The organism is Moraxella sp. CTOTU48268 (assembly GCF_032069585.1).
In the GTDB taxonomy this organism is placed as follows: Bacteria; Pseudomonadota; Gammaproteobacteria; order Pseudomonadales; family Moraxellaceae; genus Faucicola; species Faucicola cinerea.
Map to the genome: position 1 here is coordinate 1 of NZ_DAMALV010000031.1, position 13,626 is coordinate 13,626.

Here is a 13,626-nt window from a genome sequence, read left to right on the forward strand (position 1 = left end):
ATCAAGTAGCACGGGCACGCTTAGATTGGCAAGCCAGCCTTGCATCACTTCTTGGGTGCGTTTATCACCCAGATTATTGATGAGATTGACCACCAGTGACTGATTAGGGATGTATTTGCCTTGGCTTAGGCACAGTTTTTGTGACCATTTTAGTTTAGACAAGTCGGCATAGCTTGAGATATCATTGGTATGGAGTACCCGACTATCATACACCGCAGTACGCGCGTAGCTAGATAACGCAATCCAATTGCCATCAGGATCGCGGTAACGCTCTGGGACATGCGCCACTGCTTTTTCGGCATTAAAGGGTTGTAATAGCCCCTCTTCGACTGCGGTACTAAAAATACCCGCATCTTCAGTCAAAATCACATCTGCAGAGCTATTGGCACCTTCTGCTTTTAACCTTGCCAAAATTGACATTGGCTCATCTTGCACGATATGAATCGGCACATTGATTTGCCTAGCATAGCTAGTTAATAACGGCTCAAGCGCCGCTTTGTCAATGGAGGTGTAAATCGTGAGTTGATTGGGCACTGCTGCAGTTGTACTCGCAAAACTTGCATTTGGTGTCGCATTGGTGTTACTGGCATTATTGCCATTAGCGCTCGAAGCGGTGGTCGAAGCCGATTGTGACGTTGTGGATGGCTTAGTCGATGACGGGCTACAGGCAGTTAACGCACCCGATATACTCACCGAGGCAATCAACAAAGCGCTGATGGTGGATGATTGCGCATTGACATTGGTACGCACCTTATGACCCATCATACAATCCATCCCATCACTTGCTTTCAACACAGCTTAACCTTCTTCAACAGCTTTGCCTGACCATCGCTCAATGGATTATGGCTAAATACATCATCGCTCAATAGAGCGCCTAAAAAACTTTGGATGATTATAGCATTTTGCCCCAACGTATTTCTTAAAAAAACTTTGAATTGATGGGTTTTTAACCCTAGTTTTTTCAACATTTTTTTGTATGCAAAAAATGCCCTTGTTGCAAAAAATGATGGATTTGTATCGCCACTTCATCATTTATCAGTAATCCCGTATGGGACGCATTGACGATGATATGGTCTTTGGCAGCGGCAAGCTGGGTTTCATGCACAAATACCGTGCCGTCATTGGGCTGCAGATGCGGCTCAAGCTTGGTAAGCTCACGGTTACGGGGCAATACCACTTTGCCAAGCCCCACCGAACGAATCCCCGCAATACTACCTAGCTGCACTGCATCTTTGAGTGCAGGCGCATTGCCATCTAGCCCCTGCAGATACGAGCGACCGACGAATTTGGGCAGGATTTTGACGATGTTATTGGCACTGATGCTGCCATTATGCGGTGTCCCAAGTGTTACACAGCGAGTAATCTGCCACTGTGGGTAGCGCTGCAAAAAGTCTCGAATGACCAGCCCACCCAGACTATGACCGACCAAATAAATTGGCACACCCGCTTTTTCATGTTTGGTCAGCCAGCGGTGCAAACGGCGGCTATGATTGGCAAGATTATGCGCGACGCTAAAATACCCAAACCTGTGACATTCGTAGCCAAGTTTGCTGAGTTTTTTGGCAAGCGGTCGCATCGCCCAGGCATGCATGTGCAAGCCGTGAATGAGGATGACAAGCGGTTTGGGTTGGCGTTTTATCATAAATCCTTTTGTATCTATGATTTGTATCTATAATTTTTATCTATGATGCTAAAAATTTGGCGAAAATGCCGCCCGCTTAGCTTATCATTTTTTGCATTCAGCAAACGAGTTTGCAAAACATTGTTACCATTTCATACTATAATTGCGATTTGTGAATTGATGATAATGATTTTATACAGGCTTTTTTCTTTTGAACTTTTGGCTTAAATTGGCTTACACTTAAATTGGTTTACATAAGGCGCGCTATGGCATTTGAATCCCCAATCCAACAAGCTTTACACCATTATCCTATCACGTTGGCGTTGGTGGTAATTTGTGTTGGGGTGTTTGCCTTACAGCTATTTTTTGGCGTCAATCCGACCAATCCCACCAACCAATCGTTAATTGCTTGGGGTGCCAATTTTTTACCCTTTTCACTGGGTGAAGCGCCGTGGCGATTGGTGACCAGCTTGTTTTTGCATATTGGTTTTATGCATTTGCTGTTTAATATGTTTGCTTTATATTATTTTGGACAAGTGGCAGAGCGGATGTTTGGCGCTGTCAATTTTTTAGCGTTGTTTTTGTTATCAGGTGTTGGCGGCAATTTGCTCAATAACTTTTTGGGTTTGCATAGCGTGATGGCAGGTGAGCCGCCGATTATTAGTGCCGGTGCGTCAGGTGGTATCATGGGCATTGGGATGGCGCTATTGGTGACAGCGCTAACCAAAACCTCGTTCAATAATTTTGCGTTAAATTTTCGCTCGTTACTGATAGTGATGGCGATTAATTTGGGCTATGGTTTTTTGGTGGGCGGTATCGATAATGCCAGTCATGTGGGCGGTGCAATTATAGGTGGCTTGCTGGGTATGGTGTACGTCATGCAGTATCGCGTTATCCGCCAGCAGCAGCTATTCGCCCATAAAGCCAATGTCACATCTTGGCAACTCAATCATCTTGGCGATGGACCAATCTTTGGCAGTACTGCCCCATTCATGCCGCCTTCTTTAGTTGTGTTAAAGGGTAAAATCATCACCGCAAGCTATGTAGTGTTGATAGTGGGATTTATGGCGATGTATGGCTGGCTACATAGCAGTTTTATGCAATTACTCAATCATGCATTGCCAAGTATTATCCACTAACTGTTAATAATTTTTTAACAGGATAAAAATTTTAGGGGTTAATCTTGTAAAACGGTTATTCCTGCGCCCTTTTGCCAATCTTGTTTGCCAATCTAGCAAGTGACAATGCTATAATAGCGCCACTATTTAGCCAGTGAAAAGGACTAGCCAATGACCGTCATCAAGAAAGACGACTTTATCAATTCTATCGCCAACGCCTTTCAATACATCAGTTATTATCACCCAAAAGACTTCGTTGATGCTGTATATGAAGCGTGGCAAAAAGAAACCAACCAATCTGCCAAAAACGCCATGGGGCAAATCCTCACCAATAGCCGTATGTCAGCGATGGGTCATCGTCCGATTTGCCAAGATACTGGTAGTGCGGTGGTGTTCCTTGATATCGGTATGAACGTGCAATGGGACTTGCAAGGCTCAGCGATGAGCGTTGAAGACATGGTTAATGAAGGGGTACGCCGTGCTTACAACAATCCCGACAACCCACTACGGGCATCCATCCTAGTAGACCCAATTGGCAAACGTCAAAACACCAAAGACAACACGCCAGCGGTGGTGCATATGAGCGTGGTACCGGGTGACAAAGTTGATGTGATTTGTGCCGCAAAAGGTGGCGGTTCAGAAAACAAAGCAAAATTTGCGATGCTAAACCCCTCGGACTCGATTGAAGAATGGGTGTTAAAAACCGTCCCACAAATGGGGGCAGGTTGGTGCCCACCTGGTATTTTAGGTATCGGTGTCGGCGGCACGCCAGAAAAAGCCATGATGCTTGCCAAGCGCTCACTCATGGAACACATCGATATTCATGATTTACAAGCCAAAGCCCAAAGCGGCGCCGAGCTTGATAGTGTTGAGCGCTTACGTCTCAATATGTATGACAAAGTGAACGAGCTTGGCGTTGGCGCCCAAGGTCTTGGCGGCTTGACTACGGTACTGGATGTGAAAGTACTAGATTTCCCTACCCATGCCGCAAGCAAAGCCGTTGCCATGATTCCAAACTGTGCGGCGACTCGTCATATTCACTTTACCCTAGACGGTCAAGGGGAAGCTGCCTTGCCGGTACCTTCACTATCAGATTGGCCAGAAGTGTCCTTTGGCTCCGATGATGTGATTAAAGTCAATGTTAACGACTTAACCAAAGAAACTTTAGGTCAGTTCAACATCGGTGATACCTTACTACTTAGTGGTAAAATCTTAACGGGTCGTGATGCTGCCCATAAACGCATGGTCGATATGCTTGCCAAAGGCGAAGCGCTACCCGTGGATTTACAAAATCGCTTTATTTATTATGTCGGTCCTGTCGATGCAGTGGGCGATGAAGTGGTCGGTCCGGCAGGTCCCACCACCTCAACGCGCATGGATAAATTCACCGATACAATCTTGGATCAAGGCTTGATTGGAATGATTGGTAAATCCGAGCGTAGCCCTGCGACCTGTGAAGTCATTGCCAAACATGGCGCAATTTATCTGATTGCAGTGGGCGGTGCCGCTTATCTGGTATCGAAAGCTATCAAAGGCGCTAAAGTACTTGCCTTCCCAGAGCTAGGTATGGAAGCGATTTATGAGTTTGAAGTAGAAGATATGCCGGTGACCGTCGCTGTGGACAACCAAGGTAACAGTATCCACCGCTTTGATAAAGTCGCTGAACGCGCCCAGCAAGTGATTGCCGAGCCTGTGCGTTTTGTGCCTTAGTCAATTTTTTCAAGATTTTTAATATAAAAAAAAGCCTTAAGCATTCCCTTAAGGCTTTTTTTTAGGTTAAAAAAATACCCAGATAATGTAGTATCTGGGCAGGAGGAAAAGTGGAGAAGTTTATAGTTATTGTTATAGCTAATTGTTATTATTCATAATATTTTTAATTTTTTTGGCTGTTTTTTTGCTACTTGACGGTTATACAAATACACCTATACACCCATCAAACCGTACGATAGGAATTTTGGGTAGCATTTGGCATGACAATCCATAACACGATATATATCAAAATTCCTGGTACTGCGACACTTGCCGTTGAGATAATCACAAACAACAAACGCACCAATGTTACATTCCAGCCTAGATACTCTGCAATACCCCCCATCACACCTGCAATCATACGATGATTCTGAGAACGATGAAGTTTCACCAGTTTATTTGCCATTCAATTTTTTACCTGTTAGAAATAAAGAAAACCATTTACGACTTAGTTAAAACCTAACATCTTTAAAACTTAACGCCGTTAGCTAAAATTATTGGTTAAAGATACTATGTTTTGGTAATGACTTATTATAAGCAAATGCAGGGTGTAGTTGGGTGACAAAACGTAGAATGATGTTTCTTTTAGTAACTTTTTCTACAGCATTATTATCATGAGTGACTATAACGAGCAGTATTATCGCTCCTATATAATGTGTTTGGTAGCGTGTGTGCACCGATTCTTACAAATTGTGATACTAGCGTTACAAACGATTGTAACTTCGTAGCGGCTAATCGATTATCATAGCGTTACTTTATATCCTTACTAGGGATATCTATCCAAGTAATCAAAAAATCAAGTCGATAAAAAATAGTTAAAAAAACCATGATAAAGTATTGAGGAAAGCATGATGCAAGATGTGGGTATCATTATTGGACATTTTGAGCCGCTGCATTTAGGACATGTAAGAACGATTTTACATGCGTCTGGGCAAGTCAAAGATTTATATATTTTTATTAACGCTCACCCTGCGCCAAATCCAAATTTTTTCATTGATTTGAAAGATAAAGCGCGCTGGATGACCATGGCATTTGCTGATTTGCCATTTGTGCATATAGAGATTTTACCTGATTTGGTAACCCCCTCGTATGAAGACAATTATCAAGATTTGAGCGTTGAACAAGTCAATACGGTATTAGCGGATTTGCAACAACGTTATCCCAAGTTGAGCGCGTCTAGCCATGACACAGAGACAGTAGCCCCTGTGGTGTTTATGGATGAAACCCATCCGTTTGTCGATTATGATTTACATTTACCGGTGGTGACGACGCCACGCCAGCACGGCTTTGATAGCCGCAAGATTCACAATAACCCCGCGCTGTATTGGTCAGCCATTCATCCGCAAGCGCGAGGTGACTACACCAAAACTGTGGCATTGGTGGGGGGTGAAAGCTCAGGTAAAACCACACTACTGCATAAGTTAGCCAACTATTATGGTGCAAGCTATGGCTTAGAAATGGGACGGCTGTTTGTGCAAACCGATTTGGGCGGTACTGAGCTTGGTATGCAATACGATGACTATCCGCTCATGGCAACTGACCATGAACAAGCGATACGCGCCGCCAAACGCTTTGCCCCTGCCCCAATCACTTTGGTGGATACAGATTTTGTGACCACGCAAGCATTCTGTGAAGAATATGAAGGGCGTACCCACCCGTTTTTGACCGCCTGTATCGATGAGTTTCGCTTAGATTATACCTTGATGCTTGCCAATAACACCCCTTGGGTCGCTGATGGGATGCGCTCTCTAGGCAGCGAGTCCCAGCGTGAGCGTTTTGAAAATCGTTTAAAACAAATCTTTGCCCGTCATCATATTGCGCCGCTGTTTATTGATAGTCCAGACTATCATCAGCGATTCTTGGATGCGATTGCGCTTATTGATGCGCACATTTTTCACCACTATCAAGATATCGAGGCATAAAATAATTTTCTAGACATGCTTGGTAAATATACTAAAAATTTTTGGTTTTATTTTTTGAAGCTTAATTAAAAAATGTTGTCATGGTTGTAATGACTGTTGGAGGCGAAATGCGAATTGCAATTTTGGATAAAATTACTGGTGAATGGGCACAAGAATGGACGGTGGCATGGTTCTTTTTTGGGATAATTGCACTGGGTACCGGTTTTTGGTTAACCACAGAACATCGAGCGTTAGACTGGTTTTATTTGGGGGTGTCTTTTATCGGGCTATTGTGTGTGGTATCGCTGAGCTTTCGCCGCAATATCGCAGGTAATGGCTTTGGTATGTTGGCAACGGCAGGTGAAACCATTGTACAGGGAACCGCGGGTGCGGTGGGTTTGATGCTCGCGCCGCTGTTTAACTTTTTTACCCATTTATATGGCATTTTTTATTGGTCAAAAAATACCGATGGCGATGGCAATATGATTCCCAAATCAGCCAATAAAATTGTGTGGTTGGTAACCATTGCCTTTATCGCGATTGGCTTGGCATTATTTCCAACTGTCAATAATTGGCTAGCGTCGATGGGTTATGGCGTGGTCGCCAACGATGGCAGTAAATTTTTGGGCGTAATTGATTTTTTTTGGATTAATGTGTTGGCATTTGTGCTATCTATCACAGCGCAAGCCACGATGATTTTACGCTATTCATTCAACTGGTGGTTATGGATTGCGGTGAATTTTGTCTGGCTGATTGTCAACTTGATGTCGCAAAATTATATTTTTGCCATTCAAACCATGGTGTATCAAATCAATGCGTTTGTGGGGCTGTATGAATGGTATCGCAGTGAGCAAAAAGCCAAAGGCTTAGCCTAGTAGCCATTAATATCAAAAGTTATTGATATCAAAACCTATCAGTGTAAATTCGCTGATTTGACAAACGACTAGGGTGTGATACGATTCAGTGGTAACTGATGGGATTCACACCCATTTTTTATCAGCAATTTTTTTTATTGTCTTTATTATCTTTAAGGAAGAAGATTATGGCAAGCGTGACCCTGCTTCATTCAAAAAAATCCCTACAAAGCTGGCTGGCTGACTACGCCGTGAGCCACCAACATCCCATCAATAAAAAAATTCATTGGCTGTGCGTGCCGACGATTTTTGCCAGTATCTTAGGCATGGGAATGTCATGGCAGGCGGCGTTTACGTTGGTATTGATTGCTTTGGTAATGCTGTTTTATCTACGTCTGTCTACCCAATTATTTATTGCTATGGGCATGTTTGTGCTGTTTTGCTTGGCAGCGATTGCTATCTTGCCATTTGGGTTTAAGTTTTATTTTGGCGTATTTGTGATAGCGTGGATTGGGCAATTTGTCGGTCACAAAATTGAAGGCAAAAAACCGTCATTTTTTGAAGACTTACAATTTTTGTTGATTGGTCCTGCCTGGGTCGCGAATTCATTGAGTGAAAAATTGGCAAAACCTAAAACGTCATAAAAAACTTCATATTCACTAAGAAAACCCAACATATTACAGCGGCTATTTCCTAGATAATAACTGCAATGGCTTTGACTATCGCTAGGTTCTTTGGCGATGTATGGTCGACCTACTCATTTTGAGTGCCATATCACTTGTTACCTTGTTGTTATTATGATTAAAAAAGCATCCAACCGCTGGCAACGTATTGACGTGCCGCAAACATTCCCGACTATTCATGCGGCTTTGGCTTATTGTAAAAGCCAATTAAATAACTTGGGTGATAAAGGCTTTATCCAAATCAAAATTGCCGATGGCGAGTATTATTTAAGCCAAGTTGAAATTGATTTTTTTAGTGATCGGGTAGAGATTATTGGCAATTTGGACAATCCTGATAAGGTGCAATTACATTTTGATGATGCCCATAACCGCTGTGGCTTTTTGATGCAGCGGGGCAATGGTATTTTTAAAATCGATGGCATGACTATCAATGGCACTAAGGCGTTTTTGGGCTATGGACAGTGGCAAGATGAAGGCTATGGTGCCGGTATCATGTGCAATTACAATAGCCAAGTGCTCGTGGGGTCAAAGGTCCGTATCAATAAGTTTTATTATGGGGTTGCCGCCCGCTTTGGCTCAAGCATCCGCTGTGAGCCTGGGGTGATTGTACAGTTTGCGGGGGATGTCGGATTTTTCGCGTATGGGGGCTCGATAGATGCCCAGCAATGCGAGGCGTATCACTGTGCGCATTTGGATGAAGAGTTGGGTTTTGGATTTTGCGCGGAATCCAGCGGCTTTATCAATGCCGATAACAGTGTGTCTGCGCACAACCATATCGCAGGGTTTTATGCGCTCACCAATGGCTCTATGTGGTGCCATGATACCAGTGCCAGCGAAAACAAACATGGCTTTTTGGCGCTGCACAATGGCATGCTAAGCTGCAATAGCATCAACCGACGTACCAATGCCTTTCGCAATTATGGCTATGGCTATTTTGCCGACAATGGCGGGCGTATTTTGGCCAATCGCAGTCTTGGCAATGAAAACGTGGTCGGTGGCTATTTTGCGCGTCATCACGCCAGTATCGATATCACCCACGCCAATGCCAACCACAATCAAGGCCACGGCTATACCGCAATCAATGCCACCTTGCTCGGTAACGGTGCTGAAGCGCGATTTAATCAAGGTAATGGCTTTGTCATAGGACAATCAGGCTTTTTGGATGGCAGTTTTTTGATGGCGTATGGCAATGCAGGCTATGGCTATCACTTAGATCATTGCCAAGCCTTTATGCCCTATGCCCGTGGCTGGAAAAACGCGCTGGGTCGTATGTACAAAGTCCATAGTTACGTCGCTATCAAATAAATTTTAGAATCTTTGCTACTGGTTTTTGCTTACTGTTGTTTCGCCTTTTAATCTTTTAGCCTGTTAGCTCATCGTTAATAAAAGCCAATCTTTCATTAAATCACAGCCTATATTATTTAGATTCGTCAGGCCCTCACCCGCTTTTTACTACATTTTTCGTGCTATGGCGTATTCTCAAAAATTGTCAACATCGATTGATCGATTGGTTAAAAGCGTTCCAGCCAATGTTAAGCATTGTGATTAAGCACTATAATCGATTTTTTTCTCGCATTCTTACCTAAAATTACAATAAGTAATGAATAAGTAATATCATTTGGTAGGGATTCGTTTTAAGGTATTGAAGTTAAAATAACAATCAAATACTTGATTTTATTAAAAATACAAAAATTTTTAGTTTAAGTCTATCACTGCCATATTAGGAACATAACAACAATGAAGCGGCTAATCTTTGACCTAGATGACACCCTATGCACCACCCAAAACGGCGACTATGCCAATGCCCAACCTATCACCGAAGTTGTCGAAAAACTTAGAGAATACCATCGACAAGGGTTTACAATTATCATCAATACCAGTCGCAATATGCGCACCTATCAAGGCAATATTGGCGCTATTAATAAAAACACGTTGCCAATTATCATCGATTGGCTAGGACGACATGATATCCCATATGATGAATTATATGTAGGTAAACCTTGGTGCGGCTTTGAAGGATTTTATGTGGATGACAAAGCTATTCGACCCGACGAATTGGTCAAGTTAAGCTATGCAGAGATTTGCCAGCTGCTTGATTTAACACCTTAATAAAAAATAAAAACAACAATAACGACATTTAAGGTAATTTAACGCCATGATACTCATTAATGCCTCTTCCTATGTCAATGCTGAATTTGAAGCAGAAATTGGGCGTATTCCGCCTTGCATGCTACCCATCGGTAATAAAAAACTATTACAGCTGCAAGTCGATGTGGTACGCCAACAATTCCCCCATGAAAAAATTCTATTGTCACTACCTGAAGCTTATACTTTGACCATCAATGAAAAAGCGGTGATTGAGTCTTTACCCATTGAAGTGGTGACAATCGCTGAAAATTTGGCATTGGCTGAGACCATTTTATATGTGCTTAATCTAGCCATTGATAAATCTTACCAACATATTCGTATCATCCAAGGGGATGTATTTTTACCCCAGTTAGTTGATTGCTCAGATTGTATTGGCGTGTCGGATAAAACGCGCCAATACGACTGGCAGCAAACCAAAAAAGTGAAGGAAAGTCCCACCGATTGGATTGGCTATTTTGCCTTTTCCTCACGATTGGAGTTGATTAAAGCCTTAGCGATTAGTAAGAAAAATTTTGTACGGGCGATTTATTTGTATCAACAAGCTATCGCAATGAAATCGGTAAAAATTGAGCCGTATTATGATTGCAGTAATTTTGTCCATTATATTCATGCCCGCGCCAATATGACCACCGAACGAGCCTTTAATTCACTGCAGATTCGTGAAGGCACTGTCACCAAAAGCAGTGATGACAACAACAAAATTGAAGCGGAAATTTATTGGTACACCCATATTCCTGCGCCACTCAGACGTTTTACCCCGCAGTTGATTGATTATCAGCAAGTGGACGGACAGTTTAGTTATAGCTTAGAGTTCTTGCCATTATTACCGCTCAATGAGTTGTATGTGCATGGCTTAAATACTACTGAATTTTGGCAACATATTTTTCAGTTATTAAAAGAATTTTTTAGTATGGCCAATCAGTCCGACGTGCATCGGCATATCGAAACCGGGTTTGCCAAATCGTATGCCGAAGATTTGTACCATAAAAAAACCTTAAAGCGGCTGTATGCGTATGCCGATGACGCCGATGTCGATTTGAACAAACCTGTAATATATGATGAAACGATGCTTGGCAGTACGCTAGAGATTGCGCAGGACTGTATCGACAAAGCCTTGGCACTGCCAAACACCGTGAGTGTGATGCATGGCGATTTATGTTTTAGCAACATCATGTATGACATGCGCGGTCGCCGGGTAAAAGTTTTTGACCCACGCGGTACGGATTCTAACGGCAATTTTAGTATTTTTGGCAACGCAAGCTACGATTTAGCAAAGCTCACCCATTCTGTGATTGGTATGTATGATTTTATCATCGCAGGGCGTTATGAAATTATCGATAGCCCTAGCGGCAGCGATATACGGTTTGATATTGATAAGCGTTTGGAGCAAATCCAGCAAGAATTTTTTGCCGGCACCTGGGTCAATGGCATGACCACAGAATCTATCATGCCAGCGGTGGTGTTATTGTTTTTATCCATGCTACCCTTGCACGCAGATAGACCCGATCGCCAGCGCGCCATGCTGCTCAATGCGTATCGTTTATACAAAATGTATGTGATGGAGGCCGTGACATGTTCGTAATTCCAATGGCAGGGTTAAGCAGTCGTTTTTTTAAGGCAGGCTTTGAGGTGCCAAAATACCAATTGTCGATTGCCGATACCATTGTGTTTGATTTGGCAATCAAGTCGTTTGAGCGCTATTTTAGCACCGATTTATTTTTGCTTATCGTGCGCGATGTATATGATACCCCGCGATTTGTTGCTGAGCGATTAACGCGTTTGGGTGTGCGTAATTTTATGATTCATACCCTTGATGACGAGACAGCAGGACAAGCTGAAACAGTAGCGCTAGGACTCGGTGATACTAGCATTGATGACGATGAGCCGATTTATATTTTTAACATCGATACCTTTCGCTATGGGTTTGAAAAACCTGACTGGGTAGAGTCTGTTGATGGCTATTTAGAAGTATTTGAAGGCGAAGGCGACCATTGGTCATTTATCGCCGTCGATGACGATGATAAGGTGATTAAAACCACCGAAAAACAGCGTATCTCCAATCTTTGCAGTGATGGCTTGTATTATTTTAAATCCAAGCAGCAGTATCTATCGTTGTTTCAACAAGCGGTTGCTCAACAGTTGACGGTTAACAATGAATATTATATCGCCCCCATGTATAATTTATTAATCGCACAAGGCGGCAGGGTTGGCTATGTCAAAATCACGGAGGATGACATTGATTTTTGCGGTACGCCGGATGAATACCAAGCGCTTAAAGCCCACGGTTTAAAGATTGATGTTTAAAGGTTGATGTTTAAAAATTGGCGTTTAATTGTCTAACTGTTGAAAAAAAAGCTTACCATCTGTTGGGTAAGCTTTTTTATTTAGCGGATTTAGGAATGATTTAGGGATAAAGACGGGAGAAAATCTGCTGTTGATCGACTGGGCTAGTTTGATAAAACTCTGCCGCGGCAATACTTTTCATCACCGCTCGTTCATCCGCATGCGCCAAGCGGGTTTCGTCAACTTGGTTGGGGTACCAATATTGATAAAACAGCTGATACCAGTCATCATGGCTGATGCAGTTCATCGCCATAAAAGCATCGGTCAATGTCCATTCGTATTTGGGTAACCGTAGTCCGTAGTCTGTCATATCAAGCACAATTACTTCACTCGCCAAAAATGCCTTGTGCGCATCTAAAATCTGCTCGTTGAGTTCATTGTAGTAGCTTGGTGTGGCAGCGTACCCGATTTGATTGGCATAATGACTGGCAATATGCTGCTCGACAGCCAACCGCGTGCGAAAGGTATTGTCCGCAAATTTGGCATCGATATCTTGTGCATGCGACTCAAAATAAGTGGCATTGTCTCTACTCATCAAGGGTGCGGACCAAAACGCCTGCAGTCGCTCGGTCTTGCCAAACTGCGCCCAATCGCTGATATGAAACGCCATATGCTCAAACATGCTGGGGTCGATGGTAAAAAATGACGGCACTACAATCGGCGAGTAGTCGGTTCCTTTACTTTTTGAGGATAAATGGCTCTGGGAATGTAACGTTACTTGCTGGGTATAATAGCGATAAAATTGTAGTAGATTGTCATTAAGCAAGTAGCTATCGGTGCGTAGTTTGAGCGCATATTCGGTGCTGACTTGGCTTAGACCCGCTTGCGTTGAGATGATTTGTCGATTGACGTTGTTAGGGGCGTCGTAGCCAAATTTGATATTGGGCAGACCACCAGGATCTGGGTTTAAAATCAGCTGATCGATACCCAATTTGTCGGCGCTATCAAACTCGGTGGGCAACGCAAGCGTATCCCAAGTCGATAATACAATGGTCGCATGGGGCAATGCTGCTCGGGTTTTGGCGACGTTAGCCATAAAATCACTGCCGTCATCACCGCCCTGCCCTAGCTGGTGAACGTTGATACCACCTTGAAAAATAACCGTCACTGACTGACTGGGGAGAGTATTTGCTTGCATAGGTTTCCATGATGCTGGTTATCAATTAAATTGTTATCATAAATTATTGTTATCTGCTAACCCGTCATCAT

At 43.1% G+C, this 13,626-nt stretch carries 13 protein-coding genes; 9 read left to right on the forward strand and 4 right to left on the reverse strand.

Annotated elements, in window-relative coordinates; genetic code table 11:
• Both RT143_RS09565 and RT143_RS09570 read right to left on the reverse strand, forming a co-directional pair.
• Positions 1-795 (reverse strand): ABC transporter substrate-binding protein (locus RT143_RS09565; protein ID WP_313092723.1); only part of this gene is annotated, 795 nt, incomplete at its 3' end.
• Positions 796-961: 166 nt separating this feature from the next.
• Positions 962-1,642, reverse strand: a complete 681-nt coding sequence (locus RT143_RS09570) for an alpha/beta fold hydrolase (protein WP_313092724.1) — start codon at positions 1,640-1,642, stop codon at positions 962-964.
• A gap of 245 nt (positions 1,643-1,887) precedes the next feature.
• Between RT143_RS09570 and RT143_RS09575 the strand changes: the two genes are divergently transcribed.
• Both RT143_RS09575 and RT143_RS09580 read left to right on the forward strand, forming a co-directional pair.
• Positions 1,888-2,760: a rhomboid family intramembrane serine protease gene (locus RT143_RS09575; RefSeq protein WP_313092726.1), complete on the forward strand. Its 873-nt coding sequence runs from the start codon at positions 1,888-1,890 to the stop codon at positions 2,758-2,760.
• A 150-nt stretch (positions 2,761-2,910) separates the two neighbouring features.
• Complete coding sequence (locus tag RT143_RS09580; RefSeq protein ID WP_188875624.1) at positions 2,911-4,449, forward strand: fumarate hydratase; 1,539 nt, start codon at positions 2,911-2,913, stop codon at positions 4,447-4,449.
• Between the two features lie 223 nt (positions 4,450-4,672).
• Here RT143_RS09580 and RT143_RS09585 read toward each other — a convergent pair whose 3' ends face one another.
• The gene (locus tag RT143_RS09585; protein WP_096488610.1) at positions 4,673-4,894 is read right to left on the reverse strand and encodes a PspC domain-containing protein; all 222 of its coding nucleotides are present in this window, start codon (positions 4,892-4,894) and stop codon (positions 4,673-4,675) included.
• Positions 4,895-5,336: 442 nt separating this feature from the next.
• Between RT143_RS09585 and nadR the strand changes: the two genes are divergently transcribed.
• From nadR to RT143_RS09620, 7 genes are all read left to right on the forward strand, one after another.
• Positions 5,337-6,410 carry a multifunctional transcriptional regulator/nicotinamide-nucleotide adenylyltransferase/ribosylnicotinamide kinase NadR gene (nadR, locus tag RT143_RS09590; RefSeq protein ID WP_313092728.1) on the forward strand — a complete coding sequence of 358 codons (1,074 nt, stop codon included), beginning with the start codon at positions 5,337-5,339 and terminating at the stop codon, positions 6,408-6,410.
• A gap of 107 nt (positions 6,411-6,517) precedes the next feature.
• On the forward strand, positions 6,518-7,264 hold the full coding sequence (gene pnuC / locus RT143_RS09595) for a nicotinamide riboside transporter PnuC (RefSeq protein ID WP_203171590.1): 747 nt from the start codon (positions 6,518-6,520) through the stop codon (positions 7,262-7,264).
• A 167-nt stretch (positions 7,265-7,431) separates the two neighbouring features.
• Positions 7,432-7,887 (forward strand): Mpo1 family 2-hydroxy fatty acid dioxygenase, encoded by a 456-nt coding sequence (locus tag RT143_RS09600; RefSeq protein WP_313092729.1) that lies wholly within the window; start codon positions 7,432-7,434, stop codon positions 7,885-7,887.
• A gap of 153 nt (positions 7,888-8,040) precedes the next feature.
• Entirely contained in the window at positions 8,041-9,231 is a 1,191-nt protein-coding gene (locus RT143_RS09605) for a hypothetical protein (RefSeq protein WP_313092730.1), read from the forward strand.
• 432 nt (positions 9,232-9,663) lie between these two features.
• The gene (locus RT143_RS09610; RefSeq protein WP_313092732.1) at positions 9,664-10,035 is read left to right on the forward strand and encodes an HAD family hydrolase; all 372 of its coding nucleotides are present in this window, start codon (positions 9,664-9,666) and stop codon (positions 10,033-10,035) included.
• 46 nt (positions 10,036-10,081) lie between these two features.
• Positions 10,082-11,656 (forward strand): aminoglycoside phosphotransferase family protein, encoded by a 1,575-nt coding sequence (locus tag RT143_RS09615; protein ID WP_313092734.1) that lies wholly within the window; start codon positions 10,082-10,084, stop codon positions 11,654-11,656.
• Positions 11,647-12,378, forward strand: a complete 732-nt coding sequence (locus RT143_RS09620) for a glycosyltransferase family 2 protein (RefSeq protein WP_313092736.1) — start codon at positions 11,647-11,649, stop codon at positions 12,376-12,378. Before RT143_RS09615 ends, RT143_RS09620 begins: the two co-directional genes overlap by 10 nt.
• A 100-nt stretch (positions 12,379-12,478) precedes the next feature.
• Here RT143_RS09620 and RT143_RS09625 read toward each other — a convergent pair whose 3' ends face one another.
• Complete coding sequence (locus RT143_RS09625) at positions 12,479-13,555, reverse strand: WavE lipopolysaccharide synthesis family protein (RefSeq protein ID WP_313092737.1); 1,077 nt, start codon at positions 13,553-13,555, stop codon at positions 12,479-12,481.
• Positions 13,556-13,626: the final 71 nt, after the last annotated feature.